Source organism: Pseudomonas sp. ok266 (genome assembly GCF_900110195.1).
Taxonomy (GTDB): domain Bacteria; phylum Pseudomonadota; class Gammaproteobacteria; order Pseudomonadales; family Pseudomonadaceae; genus Aquipseudomonas; species Aquipseudomonas neuropathica.
This window is the reverse complement of the sequence record NZ_FOCU01000010.1, coordinates 274,326-293,643: the sequence shown is the minus strand read 5'-3', so window position 1 is coordinate 293,643 and position 19,318 is coordinate 274,326. Positions and strand designations below refer to the sequence as shown.

General features: G+C 60.3%; 16 protein-coding genes. 11 read left to right on the top strand and 5 right to left on the bottom strand.

Annotated features, from left to right (window positions below; translation table 11 throughout):
- Nucleotides 1-12 precede the first annotated feature (12 nt).
- From algG to BMY54_RS20235, 9 genes are all read left to right on the top strand, one after another.
- Nucleotides 13-1,584, top strand: coding sequence for a mannuronan 5-epimerase AlgG (gene algG / locus BMY54_RS20280; RefSeq protein ID WP_093436306.1), 1,572 nt, complete (start codon nt 13-15; stop codon nt 1,582-1,584).
- 10 nt (nt 1,585-1,594) lie between these two features.
- On the top strand, nt 1,595-3,055 hold the full coding sequence (locus tag BMY54_RS20275) for an alginate O-acetyltransferase (protein WP_007914298.1): 1,461 nt from the start codon (nt 1,595-1,597) through the stop codon (nt 3,053-3,055).
- An 8-nt stretch (nt 3,056-3,063) separates the two neighbouring features.
- The gene (locus BMY54_RS20270; RefSeq protein ID WP_093436266.1) at nt 3,064-4,188 is read left to right on the top strand and encodes a mannuronate-specific alginate lyase; all 1,125 of its coding nucleotides are present in this window, start codon (nt 3,064-3,066) and stop codon (nt 4,186-4,188) included.
- Nucleotides 4,189-4,517: 329 nt separating this feature from the next.
- Nucleotides 4,518-6,083 (top strand): MBOAT family O-acyltransferase, encoded by a 1,566-nt coding sequence (locus BMY54_RS20265; protein WP_093436261.1) that lies wholly within the window; start codon nt 4,518-4,520, stop codon nt 6,081-6,083.
- A 10-nt stretch (nt 6,084-6,093) separates the two neighbouring features.
- Nucleotides 6,094-7,269, top strand: coding sequence for an alginate O-acetyltransferase (locus tag BMY54_RS20260; RefSeq protein WP_093436256.1), 1,176 nt, complete (start codon nt 6,094-6,096; stop codon nt 7,267-7,269).
- 14 nt (nt 7,270-7,283) lie between these two features.
- The gene (locus tag BMY54_RS20255; RefSeq protein ID WP_007914291.1) at nt 7,284-7,940 is read left to right on the top strand and encodes an alginate O-acetyltransferase AlgF; all 657 of its coding nucleotides are present in this window, start codon (nt 7,284-7,286) and stop codon (nt 7,938-7,940) included.
- 214 nt (nt 7,941-8,154) lie between these two features.
- The gene (locus tag BMY54_RS20245; RefSeq protein ID WP_007914094.1) at nt 8,155-9,606 is read left to right on the top strand and encodes a mannose-1-phosphate guanylyltransferase/mannose-6-phosphate isomerase; all 1,452 of its coding nucleotides are present in this window, start codon (nt 8,155-8,157) and stop codon (nt 9,604-9,606) included.
- 267 nt (nt 9,607-9,873) lie between these two features.
- On the top strand, nt 9,874-10,338 hold the full coding sequence (locus BMY54_RS20240) for a multidrug transporter (protein WP_093436253.1): 465 nt from the start codon (nt 9,874-9,876) through the stop codon (nt 10,336-10,338).
- 35 nt (nt 10,339-10,373) lie between these two features.
- Entirely contained in the window at nt 10,374-11,198 is an 825-nt protein-coding gene (locus BMY54_RS20235) for an SDR family oxidoreductase (protein WP_093436248.1), read from the top strand.
- Nucleotides 11,199-11,315: 117 nt separating this feature from the next.
- Here the strand turns inward: BMY54_RS20235 and BMY54_RS20230 are convergent, their stop codons facing one another.
- Complete coding sequence (locus tag BMY54_RS20230; protein WP_093436243.1) at nt 11,316-12,197, bottom strand: LysR family transcriptional regulator; 882 nt, start codon at nt 12,195-12,197, stop codon at nt 11,316-11,318.
- A 109-nt stretch (nt 12,198-12,306) separates the two neighbouring features.
- Between BMY54_RS20230 and BMY54_RS20225 the strand changes: the two genes are divergently transcribed.
- Both BMY54_RS20225 and BMY54_RS20220 read left to right on the top strand, forming a co-directional pair.
- Nucleotides 12,307-13,677, top strand: a complete 1,371-nt coding sequence (locus BMY54_RS20225) for an MFS transporter (RefSeq protein WP_093436239.1) — start codon at nt 12,307-12,309, stop codon at nt 13,675-13,677.
- Nucleotides 13,674-14,072, top strand: coding sequence for a DUF4440 domain-containing protein (locus BMY54_RS20220; protein ID WP_093436234.1), 399 nt, complete (start codon nt 13,674-13,676; stop codon nt 14,070-14,072). Before BMY54_RS20225 ends, BMY54_RS20220 begins: the two co-directional genes overlap by 4 nt.
- 130 nt (nt 14,073-14,202) lie before the next feature.
- Here the strand turns inward: BMY54_RS20220 and BMY54_RS20215 are convergent, their stop codons facing one another.
- The 4 genes from BMY54_RS20215 to BMY54_RS20200 form a co-directional block, all read right to left on the bottom strand.
- Nucleotides 14,203-15,069 (bottom strand): efflux RND transporter periplasmic adaptor subunit, encoded by an 867-nt coding sequence (locus tag BMY54_RS20215; RefSeq protein WP_038357606.1) that lies wholly within the window; start codon nt 15,067-15,069, stop codon nt 14,203-14,205.
- A 10-nt stretch (nt 15,070-15,079) separates the two neighbouring features.
- On the bottom strand, nt 15,080-15,280 hold the full coding sequence (locus BMY54_RS20210) for a DUF1656 domain-containing protein (protein WP_007914106.1): 201 nt from the start codon (nt 15,278-15,280) through the stop codon (nt 15,080-15,082).
- Entirely contained in the window at nt 15,270-17,462 is a 2,193-nt protein-coding gene (locus tag BMY54_RS20205) for an FUSC family protein (RefSeq protein WP_093436229.1), read from the bottom strand. Before BMY54_RS20205 ends, BMY54_RS20210 begins: the two co-directional genes overlap by 11 nt.
- Before the next feature lie 137 nt (nt 17,463-17,599).
- A complete protein-coding gene (locus BMY54_RS20200; RefSeq protein WP_093436224.1) occupies nt 17,600-19,099 on the bottom strand; it encodes an efflux transporter outer membrane subunit in 1,500 nt (499 codons plus the stop codon).
- Nucleotides 19,100-19,318: the final 219 nt, after the last annotated feature.

The window sequence follows — 19,318 nt, the reverse complement described above, 5'->3', positions numbered from 1 at the left end:
GGAGTGCCCGACATGATCAGCACCAGGACAGGCTCACTCAGCCTGCTGGCCGGCGCGATGCTGCTGGCCAGCGCCAGCACCTTCGCGACTGTGGAGCCGGTTAAACCGGTGACCACCGCGAAAGAGTTGCAACAAGCCAAGACCTACACGGTCAGCAGCGCGCCGACCGAAGCGCTGAACCTGGCCGCGCCGAAACTGCCGGACATTTCCGGCTACACCGCCGAAGCCGCTGCGGCGAAAATCGTCCGCAGCAAAGCAGGCAAAGTCAGCGTGCGCCGGATGATGCAGGAAGACGCGCTGAAGGACTTTATCGGCGGCGACAACAAGATGGCCGAATGGGTGGTGCGTCAGCACGGCATCCCCCAGGCGATCTTCGTCGATGACGGCTACATGAACCTCAAGGACCTGGCGCAGAAACTGCCCAAGCAGTACTTCAGCGAGACCTCGCCGGGCGTGTACCTGTCGAAGCTGCCGATCGTCGTCGGCCGTAAAGGCATCCTCGAAATCGACGGCCAAACCCAGGAATTGCGCCTGTCGCAAGAGGCCGGTTCGTTCCTGGTCAACGACGGCCAACTGTTTGTGCGTGACACCAAAGTCACAGGCTGGCGCGAAAAGGACAACGGCCCGGCGACCTTCCGTTCGCCGAAGGAATTCCGTCCGTTCCTGCTCGCCTGGGGTGGCACCGAGACCTACATCGTCAACAGCAAGATGGCCAGTTTCGGTTACGCCAACAGTAAGTCGTACGGCGTGAGTATTTCCCAGTACACGCCGAACATGGCCAAGGTGCTCAAGCGTCCTGAACCGACCGGCTGGATCGTCGGCTCCGAGTTCTCCGACATGTGGTACGGCTTCTACTGCTACGAGACCCGCGACTTTGTGGTCAAGGGCAACACCTACAAAGACAACATCGTCTACGGCATCGATCCACACGACCGTTCCCACGGCCTGATCATTGCCGAGAACACCGTGTACGGTACGAAGAAGAAGCACGGGATCATTATTTCCCGTGAGGTCAACGACAGCTTCATCTTCAACAACAAGAGCTTCGACAACCACCTCTCGGGCCTGGTGATCGACCGTAACAGCGTCAACAACATCATTGCCTACAACGAGATCTACAAGAACCACACCGACGGCATCACCCTCTACGAGTCTGCCGACAACCTGCTGTGGGGCAACAAGGTCATCAGCAACAAGCGTCACGGCATCCGTATTCGTAACAGCGTGAACATCCGCCTCTACGAAAACGTCGCCATGGCCAACGGTTTGACCGGTGTTTACGGCCACATCAAAGACCTCACCGACACCGACCGTGACATCAAGCTCGACCCGTTCGATGCGCAGGTGTCGCTGATCGTCGTCGGCGGTGAATTGGCGGCCAATGGCAGCGGCCCGCTGTCGATCGATTCACCGTTGAGTGTCGAGCTGTATCGCGTGTCGATGCTGGCGCCGACCAAATCCAGCGGCATCAGCTTCAACGGCATCCTCGGCGAGCGCCAGGATGAAATTCTCGACCTGCTGGTGCGCCAGCAGAAAGCCGTGCTGATCGACCCTGTCGAACGCCAGACCGAAATGCAGGACTGAGGATAATTTTATGCACCCACACTTGATCAGATTACTCAGCCTGTCGGCCCTGACCGTGGGCATTCTCGCGGCCAGCAACGGTGCGCGCGCCGATGAAGGCGCCGCCGCCACGCCGCCAAAATTCAGCGCCGAACCGTGCTGCAACCTGTGCCCGGCGGCGCATGACGCGAAGAACTACACCACGCGTTATCAGCAAAACTTCACCACCCTGGTGCAAGCGCAAGGCGACTGGTTGTTCCGCACGCAGGAAGATTTGCGCACCGAATTCAACACCACCCCGGCCGGCTACAAGCGCCTGCAACAACTGCACGATGCGTTCAAAGCCAAAGGCGTCGAACTGGTGATCGTTTACCAGCCGACCCGTGGTCTGGTGAACCGCAACAAGCTCAATCCGCAGGAAAAAGCCGCGTTCGATTACGAGAAAGCGCTGGGCAACTACAAGACCATGCTCGGCCGTTTCGCCAAGATGGGTTACGTGGTGCCAGACCTGTCGCCGCTGACCAACGAATCGCTGCCGGACACCCTGCCCGCCCACGATTTCTACTTCCGCGGCGACCAGCACTGGACCCCTTACGGCGCACAGCGCACGGCGAAAATCGTTGCCGAGAAGGTCAAGCAGATTCCGGCCTTCGCCGACATTCCCAAGCGTGAATTCGAAACCAAGCGCTCCGGGCGCATGGGCAAGACCGGTACCCTGCACAACATGGCCGGGCAACTGTGCGGCACCAGTTACGCGATCCAGTACATGGACCAGTTCACCACCGAGCCGAAAGGTGAGGCTGGCGATGGCGATCTGTTCGGTGATTCCGGCAACCCGCAAATCACCCTCGTCGGTACTTCGCACAGCGGCAAGAACTACAACTTCGCCGGCTTCCTCGAAGAAGCCATCGGCGCTGACATTCTCAACGTCGCCTTCCCCGGCGGTGGTCTGGAAGGTTCGATGTTGCAGTACCTCGGCAGCGACGAATTCCAGAAGACCCCGCCGAAAATTCTCATCTGGGAATTCTCGCCGCTGTACCGCCTCGACCAGGAAACCATCTATCGCCAGATGATGTCTCTTCTCGACAACGGCTGCGAAGGCAAAGACGCACAAATGTCCGCGAGCACCACGCTCAAGCCGGGCAGCAAACAAGAACTGCTGGTCAACAGCAAGAACCTGAACCTGCAGAACAGCAGCCATCAGGTCGACATCCGCTTCGCCGATCCTTCGGTGAAAACCCTGCAAGCCACCCTCTGGTACATGAACGGTCGCCACGAGGACATCAAGATCGAGAAACCGGAAACCTCCGACACCGACGGTCGTTTCGCCTTTGAGCTGCGCACGGACGAAGACTGGGCCTCGCAAAACCTGCTGGCGGTCGAAGTCCAGGGCCCGGAAGCGGGCACCGCGCCACAGAAAGTCGAAGCGAAAATCTGCAAACGCAACGTATTCCCGGGCGCTGGGCAACAAACCGCTCAGGTCGGGCAATGAGGTCTGCTATGCGAAACTCGAAACTGAAAACTCTTTTAGCGCCGACGCTGCTCGGGCTGGCGATCTTCGCCGGCACCGCGCAGGCCGCCGCACCACTGCGTCCACCTCAGGGCTATTTCGCGCCTGTGGATAAATTCAAGACCGGTGACAAAAGCGAAGGCTGCGATGCGATGCCGACGCCGTACACCGGGCCGCTGCAATTTCGCAGCAAATACGAAGGTTCGGACAAGGCCCGCGCGACGCTGAACGTGCAGTCGGAAAAAGCCTTTCGCGACACCACCAAAGACATCACCACGCTGGAACGCGGCACCGCCAAACGGGTGATGCAGTTCATGCGCGACGGTCGTCCGGAGCAGCTCGATTGCACGCTCAATTGGCTGACCGCGTGGGCCAAGGCCGATGCGTTGATGTCGAAAGACTTCAACCACACCGGCAAGTCGATGCGCAAATGGGCGTTGGGCAGCATGGCCTCTTCGTACATTCGTCTGAAGTTCTCCGACTCGCACCCGCTGGCGCAGCATCAGCAGGAGGCGCAGTTGATCGAGGCGTGGTTCAGCAAAATGGCCGATCAGGTCGTCAGCGACTGGGACAACCTGCCGCTGGAAAAAACCAACAACCACTCGTACTGGGCCGCCTGGTCGGTGATGGCGACTTCGGTCGCGACCAACCGCCGCGACCTGTTTGACTGGGCAGTGAAGGAATACAAGGTTGGCGTCAACCAAGTCGATGCCGACGGCTTCCTGCCGAACGAACTCAAGCGTCAGCAACGCGCTCTCGCCTATCACAACTACGCCCTGCCGCCGCTGGCGATGATCGCCAGTTTTGCTCAGGTCAACGGTGTCGATCTGCGTCAGGAAAACAACGGCGCGCTGAAACGTCTTGGTGATCGAGTGTTGTCGGGGGTGAAAGACCCGGATGAATTCGAGAAGAAGAACGGCAAAGAGCAGGACATGACCGATCTGAAAGAGGACATGAAATTCGCCTGGCTCGAACCGTTTTGCACGCTCTACACCTGTGCGCCGGATGTGATCGAGAAGAAGCACGGCATGCAGCCGTTCAAGACTTTCCGCCTGGGTGGGGATCTGACCAAGGTCTACGACCCGTCGCATGAGAAGGGCAACAAAGGCTCATAAAGCAAAAGCCCCTCACCCTAACCCTCTCCCAAAGGGAGAGGGGACTGACCGAGGTGGCTGTGCGAGTTACGCCGAAATGAAATACCGAGTCGGTCTCAGGCTTTGAAAAACAACCGAGATCAGGCTGCACAGAAATACCGAGTCGATCTCCATTTTTGAAAACCATGGAGATCAGGCTCCCTCTCCCTCCGGGAGAGGGCGGGGGGTGAGGGCAAGTTTTCAAGGCCCGGCACAACCCTGACAGAAACACCGTTTCACCCCTCCACGACCACGGGGGGTTTGGGGGGGCTTTGGCCCTTGACTGTTGGTTCAAACATGGAGAGATCGGGATGGTATTTTCATCCAACGTGTTCCTGTTTCTGTTCTTGCCGATCTTTCTCGGCTTGTACTACTTGAGCGGGCAACGCTATCGCAACCTGCTGCTGCTGATCGCCAGCTACGTGTTCTACGCCTGGTGGCGTGTGGACTTCCTCGCGCTGTTCGCGGCCGTCACGCTGTGGAACTACTGGATCGGCCTCAAAGTCGGTGCCGCTGGTGTGCGGACTAAACCGGCGCAGCGCTGGCTGCTGCTCGGTGTCGCAGTCGATTTGTGCATCCTCGGCTACTTCAAGTACGCCAACTTCGGTGTCGACAGCATCAACGCGATGATGACCTCGGTCGGTCTTGAGCCGTTCATCCTCACCCACGTGCTGTTGCCGATCGGTATCTCGTTCTACATCTTCGAGTCGATCAGCTACATCATCGACGTGTATCGCGGCGACACCCCGGCCACGCGCAACCTGATCGACTTCGCCGCGTTCGTAGCGATCTTCCCGCACTTGATCGCCGGCCCGGTGTTGCGTTTCCGCGACCTCGCCGACCAGTTCAACAACCGCACGCACACCCTCGACAAGTTCTCCGAGGGCTGCACGCGGTTCATGCAGGGTTTCATCAAGAAGGTCTTCATCGCTGACACCCTCGCGGTGGTCGCTGACCATTGCTTCGCCCTGCAAAACCCGACCACCGGCGATGCCTGGCTTGGCGCGCTGGCGTACACCGCGCAGCTGTATTTCGACTTCTCCGGTTACAGCGACATGGCCATTGGTCTGGGCTTGATGATGGGTTTCCGTTTCATGGAAAACTTCAAGCAGCCGTACATCAGCCAGTCGATCACCGAGTTCTGGCGTCGCTGGCACATCAGCCTGTCGACCTGGCTGCGTGACTATCTGTACATCACCCTCGGCGGTAACCGTAAAGGCACGCTGATGACCTATCGCAACCTGTTCCTGACCATGCTCCTCGGCGGTCTGTGGCACGGCGCGAACATCACCTACATCGTCTGGGGCGCCTGGCACGGCATGTGGCTGGCGATTGAAAAAGCGCTGGGCCTGAACACCTCGCCACGCAGTCTCAACCCGATCCGCTGGGCGCTGACTTTCCTGCTGGTGGTCATGGGCTGGGTGATCTTCCGTGCCGAGAACCTGCACGTTGCCGGCCGTATGTACGGCGCAATGTTCAGCTTTGGCGACTGGTCGCTGTCGGAACTCAATCAGGCCAGCCTCACCGGTCTGCAAGTAGCGACTCTGGTCGTGGCGTACGTGACGCTGGCGTTCTTCGGTCTGCGCGATCTGTACACCAATCAGCCGCCAGCCAAGACCAAGCCTGAAGTCAACGTCGAGGCCAACGGCCCTGCCACCGCGACCCCGGGAATGATCAAAGCCGCACCCGGCGAAAACCCGGCGAGCATCCATGAACCTGGCTACACCGTCGGCGTCGAAGCCCAGGTGCAACCGGCTTACTGGACGGCGGACTGGTCGCGTTATGTGATGCGGGGCTTGATCCTGCTGCTGTTCATCGCCTCGATTCTCAAACTCTCGGCGCAAAGCTTCTCGCCGTTCCTTTACTTCCAGTTCTGAGGGATCTGACATGACCCGCTCATTACGCATCTTCTACATTGCCCTGTTCCTGGTGACCCTGTTGGTCCTTGGTTTGTGGTCGGTTCGCAGCTTCTTCGGTTTCAGCACCAATGCCGACGCTACGGTGCTCAACGGTCGCTGGACCAAGGCTGTGGAAACCCACTACGACGATGAATTCCCGATCAAGCGTCTGGGCACCAATCTCTGGGCCGCGCTGGATTTCAAACTGTTCAACGAAGGTCGTCCGGGCGTGGTGCTCGGTCGCGATCAGTGGTTGTACAGCGATGAGGAATTCAACCCGATCGTCAACGAAGAGCTGAACCTGCAAGGCAACTACGCGCTGGTCGAAGGCGTGCGCCAGACCCTGAAAGCGAAAGGCGTGAAACTGGTGATGGCGATCGTGCCGGCCAAGGTTCGTCTGTACCCGGAGCATCTGGGTGAAGTGAAACCGGCGAGCATCCACGAAAACCTCTATCAGGATTTCCACCAACGTGTGGCGGCCGACAAGATCCTCGCCCCGGACCTGCTCAAGCCATTGCAACAGGCCAAGCAGAACGGTCAGCAAGTGTTCCTGCGGACTGACACCCACTGGACGCCGGAAGGCGCCGAGATCGCCGCCAACACCCTGGCGAAAACCATCGCCGACAAGTTCCCGCTCAGCGGCGAGCCGCAGCGCTTCGTCACCACGCCGGCCGAGAAGGTCACGCACAAGGGCGACCTGCGTCTGTTCCTGCCGCTCGATCCGCTGTTCGAAAACCTGATGCCGGCGCAAGAGCCGCTGCAAAAGCGCAATACCGTCGCAGCGGGCGATCAGCCTGCCGGTGACGACGCGCTGTTCGCCAGCAATGAAGTGCCGGTGGCACTGGTCGGCACCAGCTACAGCGCCAACCCCAACTGGAACTTCGTCGGTGCGCTGAAACAAGCGCTGCACAGCGACGTGGTGAGCTACGCCGAAGACGGCCACGGCCCGATCCTGCCGATGCTCAGCTACCTGAAAAGCGATGACTTCAAGAACAGCCCGCCACAGGTGCTGATCTGGGAGTTTCCTGAACGTTATCTGCCTGTGAACAACGAAATCGGCGACGCCGACCCGCAGTGGGTCGCAGAGCTTAAACAAGCCGGTGCTCGCCAACAAAACGTAGCCATCAACACTAAATCCGAGACGCCCGATCGGGCGCAAAACTGAAAGAGAGGTACACCATGACTTTCACTACTACTCCTCGTCGTCTCGCTAAAAGCTTCGCACTGGTTGCTGGCCTCAGCGTGCTTTCCGTGCCTGCCTTCGCCGGTGGCGACGCCGCGCTGTACGGCCCGACCGCACCGAAAGGCTCGACCTTTGTGCGTGTCTATAACGCCAGCAACGCTGAAGTCAGCGCCACTGTCGGCAGCACCAACCTGAGCGACGTTGCGCCACTGGCCAGCAGTGACTTCAGCTTCATGCCGGGCGGTGATTACAGCGCCAAAGTTGGCAGCCAGACCCTGCCGGTGAAACTCGCCGGTGACCACTACTACACCCTGGTCAACAACGCTTCCGGCGCGCCGCAATTGATTGAAGAGCCGCCGTTCAAGAACAAGCAGAAATCCCTGGTGCGCGTACAGAACCTCAGCGACAAGCCGCTGACCCTGAAGACCGCCGACGGCAAGACCGACGTGGTGCCGAACGTGGCCGCCAAGGGCCGTGGCGAACGTGAAATCAACCCGGTGAAAGTCAGCCTGGCGCTGTACGAAGGTGACAAGAAAGTCGGCGACGTCAAACCGGTCGCCCTGGAGCGCGGTGAAGCGGCGGTGCTGTACGTCACCGGCAGCGGCAGCAGCCTGTCGCCAGTCTGGGTGAAACGCCCGGTATCGACTCGCTAATCATTTTTCCTGACTGACACATATCCCCTGTGGGAGCGAGCTTGCTCGCGAAAGCGGTCTGACATTCAACAGATGTGTCGACTGATACGCCGCCTTCGCGAGCAAGCTCGCTCCCACAATGAATCGGGTTGTCAGTTCGGGTACGAGACAAAAACAAGAGTGAAACGACACAGCGTTCGTGCCTCTAACCAATCGATTTTATGGAGTAAACAATATGATTCCGGTGATCTTGTCAGGTGGTAGCGGTTCGCGTCTCTGGCCGCTTTCGCGTAAGCAGTTCCCTAAGCAATTCCTCGCCCTGACCGGCGAACACACGCTGTTCCAGCAGACCCTCGAGCGCCTGGTGTTCGAAGGCATGGACACCCCGATCGTGGTCTGCAACAAGGATCACCGCTTCATCGTCAACGAGCAGTTGGCCAATCGCAAACTCGAATGCCAACGCATTCTCATGGAGCCGTTCGGCCGCAACACTGCGCCAGCCGTAGCGCTGACCGCGATGATGCTGGTCAATGAAGGTCGTGACGAACTGATGCTGGTACTGCCGGCCGACCACGTACTGGAAGACCAGAAAGCCCTGCAACGCGCATTGGCTCTGGCCACCGTCGCTGCCGAAAACGGCGAAATGGTCCTGTTCGGCGTACCGGCGACCAAACCGGAAACCGGTTACGGCTACATCAAATCCACCGGCGATTCGCTGCTGCCAGAAGGCGTCAGCCGCGTCTCGCATTTCGTCGAAAAACCTGACGTGAAACGTGCCACCGAGTACGTCGAATCCGGCGGTTACTACTGGAACAGCGGCATGTTCCTGTTCCGCGCCAGCCGCTTCCTCGAAGAACTGAAAAAGCACGACCCGGACATCTACGACACCTGCCTGCTGACCCTCGAACGCAGCCAGCAGGACGCCGACACCATCACCTTCGACGAAGCCACCTTCGCCTGCTGCCCGGACAACTCCATCGACTACTCCGTCATGGAAAAAACCCAGCGCGCCTGCGTCGTGCCGCTGACCGCTGGCTGGAGCGATGTCGGTTGCTGGTCGTCGCTGTGGGAAGTCAACGAGAAAGACGCCAACGGCAACGTCACCAAAGGCGACGTGGTCATTCAGGACAGCAAGAACTGCATGATCCACGGCAACGGCAAACTGGTGTCGGTGATCGGTCTGGAAAACATCGTTGTGGTCGAGACCAAAGACGCCATGATGATCGCCCACAAAGACAAGGTTCAGGGCGTCAAGCAGATGGTCAACACGCTCAACGAGCAAGGCCGCAGCGAAACCCAGAACCACTGCGAGGTTTACCGTCCGTGGGGCTCGTACGACTCGGTGGACATGGGCGGGCGTTTCCAGGTCAAGCACATCTCGGTGAAACCGGGCGCGTGCCTGTCGCTGCAGATGCACCACCACCGCGCCGAGCACTGGATCGTGGTCAGCGGCACCGCCGAAGTGACCTGCGATGAAAACGTGTTCCTGCTCTGCGAGAACCAGTCGACCTACATCCCGATCGCCTCGGTGCACCGCTTGCGCAACCCGGGCAAGATCCCGCTGGAAATCATCGAAGTGCAATCGGGCAGCTACCTGGGTGAAGACGATATCGAACGCTTCGAAGATATCTACGGCCGCTCCACTCCGATCGAACGCGGCGTGTCGGTGAAAACCATCGCGCAATAACTGATCGATAAAACAAGAAGCCCCCGTCCAGCCTGCTGCGTCCCCTATCCGCAGCGGGTTGGGCGGGGGCTTTTTTTGTCATGATTCTGTGTCGCCTGAAATGGCCTCTTCGCGAGCAGGCTCGCTCCCACACTTGAAATGCATTCCCCTGTGGGAGCGAGCCTGCTCGCGAAGAGGCCCGGTCAGACACCGCAAGTCCCGATGCCCATCGCCAACCTCGCCTACGCTTAGGTAGGATGACCCTCTCTCTTTTCGAGGTTGTGCGACATGTTCATCGGCATTCTGCTGGTCATCACCTGGTTGATCCTGCTGTTGCGCTACCCGGCCAAGGCCCTGCCGGTGTCGGTGGCGGCGGCGATTGGCCTGGGTTTCGTGGCCATGTGGGTGGTGTGGCTGGACAACCGCGAGATCAAGCAACTGGCGCGCCTTGAGATGCGTATTGCCTACGCCCCCGAACAATGCCCGGCCGATCGTCCGCTGCAACTGAAAATGAAGAACGGCAACGACGTGCCCCTGACCGAACTGCGCTGGCGCATCGCTGCCTACGCGCCGGGCGACACGGTCAATCTGGCCGACAACCAATACACCGCTCCGCGCTATCGTGGCCCCGGCGAATTGCAGGCCGGCGGCGAATGGGAAGACTGCCTGCCGATGCCGCCCCTGCGCCCCGGATATCGCCCGCAAACCCTGGAGTTTCGCGCCGAGCGATTGCAGGGTAGTTTCTCCGACTGATCCCCTCCCCCGATTTTTTGCACAAGGAATGCGCCATGCCCGTTGCGTTGATTACCGGTTGTTCCAGCGGCATCGGCCGCGCCCTCGCCGATGCGTTCAAAACCGCCGGATACGAAGTCTGGGCCAGTGCGCGTAAGGCTGAAGATGTGGCGATGCTGGCGGCAGCCGGGTTCACAGCCGTGCAACTCGACGTCAATGACAATGCGGCGCTGGAACAACTCGCCGAGCGGATCAACCAGCAACACGGCGGCCTCGATGTGCTGATCAACAACGCCGGCTATGGCGCTATGGGACCGCTGCTCGACGGCGGTGTGGCGGCCATGCAGCGCCAGTTCGAAACCAACGTGTTTTCGATTGTCGGCGTCACCCGCGCGCTGTTCCCGGTGCTGCGCCGGGCCAAGGGGCTGGTGGTGAATATCGGCAGCGTTTCAGGGGTTCTGGTCACGCCGTTCGCCGGTGCGTACTGCGCCTCGAAAGCGGCAGTGCATGCTTTGAGCGATGCCTTGCGCATGGAACTGGCACCATTCGGCATTCGCGTCATGGAGGTTCAACCGGGGGCAATCCAGTCGAGTTTTGCCAAGAACGCCGGGCATGAAGCCGAACAGTTGATCAATGAACAATCACCGTGGTTTCCACTGCGTGAAGGTATTCGCGCGCGGGCCAAGGCGTCGCAGGACAAGCCGACCCCGGCCGGTGAGTTTGCGGCTGAACTGTTGAAGGCTGTGCAGCAGAGCAAACCGCCACGCTTGATCCGTATTGGTAATGGCAGCCGGGCGTTGCCGTTGTTGGCGGCGTTGTTGCCCAAGGGCTTGCTCGAATCGACGTTGATGAAGCGGTTCGGATTGCGCGCAAAGCTCTGAACTAGAGTCGACACCTTCGCGAGCAAGCTCGCTCCCACATTGGCTATCTGTCACACCGAAGATCTCCTGTGGGAGCGAGCTTGCTCGCGAAGAGGCCAGAAAATACACCTCAAACACTCAGGCCCAGCCCTTCATGAAATCAATGAACGCCCGCACTTTCAGCGGCAAATGCCGGGTGTCAGGGTACAGCGCATACACCCCCTGCTGCGCAAACCGGTAATCCACCAGCAAACGCTGCAACCGCCCGGCATCGAGATCGTCCTGAATCAACCATTGCGGCAAAATCGCCACACCTTGCCCGGTCAACGCAAACGCCCGCAGCGTCGCCGAGTTGTCGGCGACGATGGCCGTGGTTCCCGGTTTTGGCTGGTAGACATGTTCCTCACCGGCCGGATCGGTCACCGTCAACTCCGGCACTCGCCCATGGCCCAGGGTCGGTATCGACTCCAGCGTGGCCAGCGTCACCACCGGCGCAAAGCGTTCGACCAACCCCGGCGCCGCCACTGCAAACACTTCGAACGTCGACAACTGCACCGCACGCAGATTGGAGTCGTGCATGCGCCCCAGCCGAATCGCCAGGTCAAACCGCTCGGAAATCAGATCGGCATGGGTCGATGATGTGGACAAATGAATATTCAGTTGCGGTTGCTGCTGGCGAAACACTTCCAGCGCCGGCACCACCTGGGCCAAGGCAAACTCGACAGTCGTGGTGATGCGCAAGGTGCCCTTAAGCTGAGCGTGCTCCGAACGCGCCTCTTCGATCGCCAGCCGCGCCTCATCCAGTGTGCGCAAACAGCGTCGATAAAAGCGCTCACCGGCATCGGTCAGCGCCAGTTGCCGCGTATTGCGGGTGAGCAAGGTCACGCCCAGTTCTTCCTCCAGGCGCTTGAGGTTGAAACTGACCACGGCGCGCGTTTGCCCCAATGTGTCGGCAGCAGCCGTGAGTGACCCCGCCTCGACCACCGCTTTGAAGGTGTCAAACCGATCCAGACTGACCATATCCAAAGCACTCTTTGTCAAAATGATTTTGACAAACTAGCAGCCAAACCAGCGTTTTCCTATGACCCGAAGCGCCCTACCCTGCACGTCTCATCACAGGGAAGCTGCCATGGCTTATCGCTCGAAAGTCGCGCTGGTGTATTTGTTGGGCTTCGCGCTCGACTTGCTGAACATGTTCGTCGCCAGCATCGCCTACCCCGACATCGCGCAACAATTGCACGCCTCGGTGACGCAACTGGCGTGGATCAGCAACGCCTACATGCTCGGCCTCACGCTGATCATTCCATTGAGCGTGTGGCTGGCGACCCGGATCGGCGAGCGGCGCTTGATCCTCGCCTCGCTGCTGCTGTTCGGTGTGGGCTCGGCACTGGTGGCGCAGGCGGGATCGATTGAAAGCCTGATTGCCTGGCGACTGCTGCAAGGCCTCGGTGGCGGACTGCTGCTGCCGGTGGGCCAGGCCTTGGCGTATCGACAGTTCCCGGCGACGCAACGCGCGCACTTCACCGGAGTGGTGTTGCTGGTGGCGCTGCTGGTGCCGGCACTGTCGCCGGCGGCCGGTGGTTTGATTGTTCAGACGTTGTCCTGGCGCTGGATTTTTTACCTGAATCTGCCGGTGACACTGCTCGCACTTGGGCTTGGCCTGCTCTGGTTGAAAGCCGATCAACCGTTGACTGAACGCCCGACGCTGGACGCGCGCGGCCTGCTGCTGGCAGCCTCGGCGCTAAGTTTACTGTTGATCGCCATCAGTCTGTTGAGCGACGCCGACACCCGTAACCTCGGCATCGCTGCCCTGCTGCTGAGCCTTCTGACCCTGTGCATTTACCTGCGCGATGGCTGGCGCAAACCCGGCGCGATCCTCGACCTGCAACTGATCAAGAACCCGTCGTTGCGTCTGGCGATGCTGATCTACCTGTGCGTGCCGGGGGTGTTCACCGGCACCCACATGATTGCAGTGTTGTACCTGCACAACCTCGGCGTCGGCGCGGCGCAAACCGGCGCATTGATGCTGCCATGGGCCGTCGGTTCGGGCGTGGCGATCATGCTTGGCAAGCGCAGCTTCAACCGCATCGGCCCCAAGCCATTGCTCAGCGCCGGCATGCTCGTGCAATGCCTGGGCATCGTTTTGCTGATGCGCAGCGAACAACCCGCCAGCACGCCGCTGATCATTGCCTATGCCCTGATGGGGCTGGGCGGTAGCCTGTGCAGCGTCACCGCGCAGACCTTGGCCTTTGTTGGCATCGCGCCAGAAAAAATGGGCCACTCCAGTGCCCTGTGGAACATCAATCGCCAACTCGGTTTCTGCCTCGCGGCGGCGCTGCTCGGTTCACTTCTGGGCGCCTTGGGCGGTGTTGGTTTCCAAGCCTGTTTTATCGCCGCCGCGCTGCTGACCCTGTTGCCAATGGTCGCCGTCCTGCGTTTCGACTCGACCCACGTGCTCGCGCTATTGAACCCGACTACCCTTGAGGAAAAAACTGCATGAACGACGCCACGCCCTACCTGGACGAAGTGATCCAGGCGCACGAGGCCATCGAACGATGGTTTGCCGTAGAAGAAGATGACGCCGCGCTGCAGTGCTTGCTGGCGCGTTTTTCGCCCCGCTTTTCCATGGTGACGCCGTTGGGCCGAGCCCTGGATGTCGATGCCTTGCGCGTGCTGTTTCGAGCCGCAGGCGGACAGAAGAAAGGTTTCAGAATCCAGCTCAGTGAGTTACGCGTGATTGCCCTGCATCAGCGCGGCGCGACCGTGAGTTACCGCGAACAGCAGAGCGATGCGAGCGGTGTGCACACGGATCGGCGCTCGACGGTAGTGTTTGAAAAACTCGAAACCGGGCGGGTGTTGTGGCTGTATTTGCAGGAGACGTTTTGTGCTGATTGAAGATTCGGCATTCTCTTGAGACACCGAGCCGCCCTCTTCGCGAGCAAGCTCGCTCCCACAAGGGATCCTGGTTGCGCCGCAGATCCAATGTGGGAGCGAGCTTGCTCGCGAATGGCAGCGACTCGGTTCATCAGTTATCCACAGCGCTCTGATTCACTACCACCGTGCAGGTAATCCCCGCCGCCAGCAGCACACCTTCCGGCACTTCATCAATATGAATCCGCACCGGCACCCGCTGTGCCAGTCGTACCCAGTTGAACGTCGGGTTTACATCGGCGATCAGCTCGCGGCTTTCCGGGTTGTCGCGGTCATAGATGCCGCGGGAAATGCTTTCCACGTGGCCCTTCAAGACTTCGCCGCTCATCAACTGCATGTCGGCCTTGTCACCGACTTTGACGTGGGGCAGTTTGGTTTCTTCGAAGAAGCCGTAAACCCAGAACGAATTCATGTCGACCACGGCCATTTTCGCCTCGCCGATGCGCGCGTAGTCGCCGCGATGCACATTGAGGTTGGTCACGTAGCCGTCGACGGCGGCGCGCACTTCGGTGCGTTTGAGGTTGAGTTCGGCGGCTTCCAGTTGCGCCTGCGCATGTTGGTAATCGGCCAGCGCGGCGTCGGCGATGTTGCTGGCGTCGTCGCGGTTTTCCTTGGAGATCACCAGGTTGTCGAGGTCGGCGCGGCGATGAGCATTGACCTTGCGCATCTCCCACGTCGACTTGCGCGAGGCAACCAAAGACTGTGCTTGTTTGACGGCGATGCGGTAATGCTCAGGGTCGATCTGCATGAGCAGATCGCCCTTCTTCACTAACTGGTTGTCGCGCACCGGTACATCGATCACTTCACCGGTGACGTCGGCGGCGACGTTGATGATGTCGGCGCGTACCCGACCATCGCGGGTCCACGGCGTGTTCATGTAGTGCTCCCACAGCGTGCGGCCGATCCACAACGCCAGGGCCAGCACCAACAAGGTCGCGAGCAGGCTGAAAAACTTTTTCATCGGGACGTTCTCAACGGTAGACAGTCAGCGCCATGGCGCCGAACAGACAGGTAAACAGACTCAGACGCAACAGCGCCGGGTGCCAGAAGAAGCGGTACAGATCGAACCCGGACAAGAAGCGGTCCACCGCCCAGGCCAGTGCCGCAGCAATGAAGAACATCAAGGTCATGGTCGGCATGTACACGCCGTGGAAGGCGATTTCACGAGGCATGGGCAAGTCCTTCGGGCTTGGCGATGGCGTAGGCAGCGAGTGGAGATTGCGGGTCGAGCAGCGAAGTGCGGATGAAGTGCAGATAGCTCTTCACCCGACGCAATGCTGAGGTATCGAAGTGCGGCGCGAATGGCTCATCGGTCGCCGCCACGCGACTGATCGCATGATCGACAGCGACCAGTGCGCGTTCGAGATTGCTGGCGTTCGGTTGCAGAAACAGCCGCACCAGCGCGCGACCCATTACGCGGATCGCCTGGCGCCACGGTTGCGGTTCGGCATAGGCCGGGTGCACCGGCAAAATCGCCTGCTCCTTGCGCAGCTCGATGATCGCGTGGCCGACTTCCAGGACCACGAACATCCAGCGCAGCAGGTTCTTCTGCACCTTCGGCTGCCCGGCCGCGAGACCGTAAGCCTGGTGCAGCAAATCACGGGTACGGCTCTCGAAACTCGACGCCAGGCCTTTGAGCTTGCCGCTGATCGCGTAAACCACTTGGCCACGCAGATCCTGCTCCAGACGCTTCCACAACCAGCGGCTGTTCGGCGGCAGGATAATTGCCCCGGCAGCGGCGCAGACCAGCATGCCCATGACCATGGCGATGTAGTCGTTGATGAAGGTGTACGGGTTGTAGATGGTCAGGTTGTCCGGCACCGAACCGGTGCTGAAGAAGATCAGCAAACCTAGGCCGACACCGGCGTATTGCGGGCGCGACGTGAGGAACGAACCGAGCACGATCACCGGCGCGAGCATCACGCACAACAGCGGAAAACCGTCGATCCACGGGAAGATGAAAAACATCTCGACGAAGCCGATCAGCGCGCCGAGAAACGTGCCGCAGGCCATTTGAAATGCCATACGTTTGGGGTTCGGCGTAGCGGCGGAGAGGCCCACGGTAGCGGCGGCAATCAGGGTCATCGTCGCGCCGCTTGGCCATGCGGTGGCGACCCAGTAACTGCCGAGCACCACCAGAATGAACGAGGCGCGAATGCCCGACGCGGCGGCGGCCCACCAGTTGGTTTGCGGGGTGAATGGCTCGTCCCAGCGCTCACGTTCGTGGCGGTGATCGGCCAATGACGCGTGGGTCTGTGCATAACTGTGCAGGTCGTCGACGAAGCGGTAGAGCAATTCGTAGGCGGTGTGGAAATCCAGTTGTTCGGCTTCGCTCGGGTCAGTGTCCTGAAAGGTTGCCCGCAAGCTTCGAACCCGTGCCGGCAGCCCTTCCTTGTAGGTCGCCAGCGCTGTCGCCAAACGCGCAGCATCGGGGCTGGTCAGGGCACGACCGCTGAAGCCGTCAAGCACTTCGGCGAGATCCTGCAAACCCGGTCTGATCGCGGCAACCACATGTTCTTCGCCATTGCCGCGCAAGCGTTCAAGCAATTGATGCAGAGCGTTGAAGCGCGTGGTGATGCCCATGAACTCGCTGTTCAAGCGACTCAGTCGGCCGTTGCGCCGACGCATGTGCGGGTCTTCGAACACGGTCACGCTGCGCAGCCCTTCCAGCCCCACGGCTTCGGCGATAAAGCGCACGTTGCTCGCCTCGAAAGCTTCGGCTTTGCTGCGCCCGCGCAGGCCATCGGTGACGAACAGCGCGAACACGCCGAAGCGCTGATACAAGGCGTTGCGCATGGCCGCGCTGGCGGTTTGCGGCAGGATCGCGGCGCTGATCAGGGTTGAGCAGAGAATCCCCAGCGAGATTTCCAGCACCCGCCATACCGCCGCCATAAATGCGCCGTCCGGGTGCGCCAGCGCCGGTAATCCGACCATCGCTGCGGTGTAGCCGGCGAGGACGAAACCGTAAGCGCGGAAGTTGCGGCAACGTGCGGCACCGGCCGAGCAGATGCCGACCCAGATCGCCAACGAGCCAAGAAACAGCTCGGTGTTTTGCGCGAACAACGCGATCAACGTGACCATCATCGCCGACCCGGCCAACGTGCCGAGGAAGCGATAGAAACTCTTGGCAAACACCTGGCCGCTCTGCGGCTGCATGACGATGAACACGGTGATCATCGCCGTGCGCGGTTGCGGCAATTCCAGGCGCATGGCCAGCCACAGCGTTAGGAATGCGGCGATCAACACCTTGAAGATGTAGACCCAGGTCACGCCATCGCTGCGCGCCCAGTCGAAGAAACCACGGCGCCATTCCAGGGAGTAGAGCCAGCGCAGAGGTGCGGGCAAGGGGGTCATGAATTCTGCTCAGAAAAGTCGGGTCGGACCGGGATCCTGTGGGAGCGAGCTTGCTCGCGAATGCGGTGAGTCAGGCAACCAATGTGCTGGCTGACACGCCCTCTTCGCGAGCAAGCTCGCTCCCACAGGTTGTGTGTTCAACGCAGGAGAACCGGGGTTTTCGGCACTTGGGTTTTCTCGGCGGTCGGCACATCGTTGCCTGCCCCCAGTCCACCGCCCAGCGCCGTCACCAGTTCGGCATGCGCACTCAACCGCGCCGCCTGCACCTGCTGCTGCACCTGCTGCTGCTTGAACAGCAACGTCTGCGCATTGAGCACGTTGAGGTAATCGGTGAGGCCGCGCTGATAAGCGATCATCGCGATGTCGTAGGTCTTCTGCGCCGTGGCCACCGACTCGGCGGCGAAGCCTTGCTGCTTGTCCATCGACTCGCGGCGGATCAACTGATCGGAGATGTTCTTCAGCGCATTCACCAGCGTCTGGTTGTAATGCGCCACGGCGATGTCGTAACCGGCGGAGGCCTCACCCAATTCGGCGCGCAGTCGGCCACCGTCGAAGATCGGTAGCGAGATCGCCGGACCAACGTTGTAGTTGAGTTTCTTGCCGGTCAAAAACTCCAGCGCGCCCCCGCCGGTAGCCATGTAGCCGAGGCTGCCGACCAGATCGACGTTGGGGTAAAACCCGGCATGCGCCACATCGATACCGCGCGCCTGCGCCGCCACTTGCCAGCGACTGGCAACCACATCGGGACGCTGGCCGAGCAATTCGGCGGGCAATGCCGATGGCAGTTTCAGCGCAGCACCGAGGGACAATGTCGGGCGCTGCAACTGTGCGCCCGCCCCCGGACCTTTGCCGGCGAGCGCGGCGATCTGGTTGCGGCTCAGGGCGATTTCTTCATCCAGCGCATCGAGCTGACGATGGGTTTCCGGCAGTGGCGTTTCGGCCTGGCTGACTTCGAAGTGCGTGCCGATCCCGCCGTTCAAGCGCTTCTGCGCCAGATCGAGAATCTGTTGTTGCTGCTTGAGCGTCGCGGCGACGATGTCGCGCTGCGCGTAATGCAGCGACAGTTCGATGTAGGCGCGGACGATGTTGTTCTGCAATTCCAGCTGCGCCAGCCGCGCCTCGGCCGCGCTCATGTGCGCCAGATCCACCGCCCGCTCGCTGGCATTGCTTTCACGGCCCCAGAGATCGAGCGCGTAGCTGAAACCCAACGCGGCGTTGTTATCCCAGGTGGTGGTGTTGGCCAGATCGCCCGGGCCGTAGAACTGATCGGTCGGCCAGTTGTGGCGTTTGAGGGTCGACTCGCCATTGATCTGCAATGACTCGGCGGATTCGGCGACACCGGCCATGGCTTTGGCTTGACGTACTCGCGCAGCAGCCATGGCCATGCTCGGGCTGCCCTGCACGGCGAGGTCGATCCAGCGATTGAGTTGCGGGTCGCCGTAGGCTTGCCACCATTGCGCGGTGGGCCAGTTGGCGTCACGGGCGGCGTGGGCGATGGCGTCATCGGTGGCCAGTGTATTGGCCTCCATTGCCGTGCCCTGTGGGGCAATTCCGTCCGTTGAGATGCAGCCGCCAAGACCCAGGGTAAAAGCCAGAACACTGAGCGGCAAAAGCGCTCTGTTGATGCGACGCGGCACAGCTGCGAATTCCTGAGAGAGGGGATCGATGCTTCCTCTGTAGGAGCTGCCGCAGGCTGCGATTTTTTGATCTTGATTCCCTTAAAACAAAATCAAAAGATCGCAGCCTTCGGCAACGCCTACAGGGATCGGCGCAATTCTATGGAAGGCCCCGTACGGCGATAAGCTGGGATTTCTGTGAATCTTTGTTACGGTTAACGAGATAATCCTTAAGTCTGG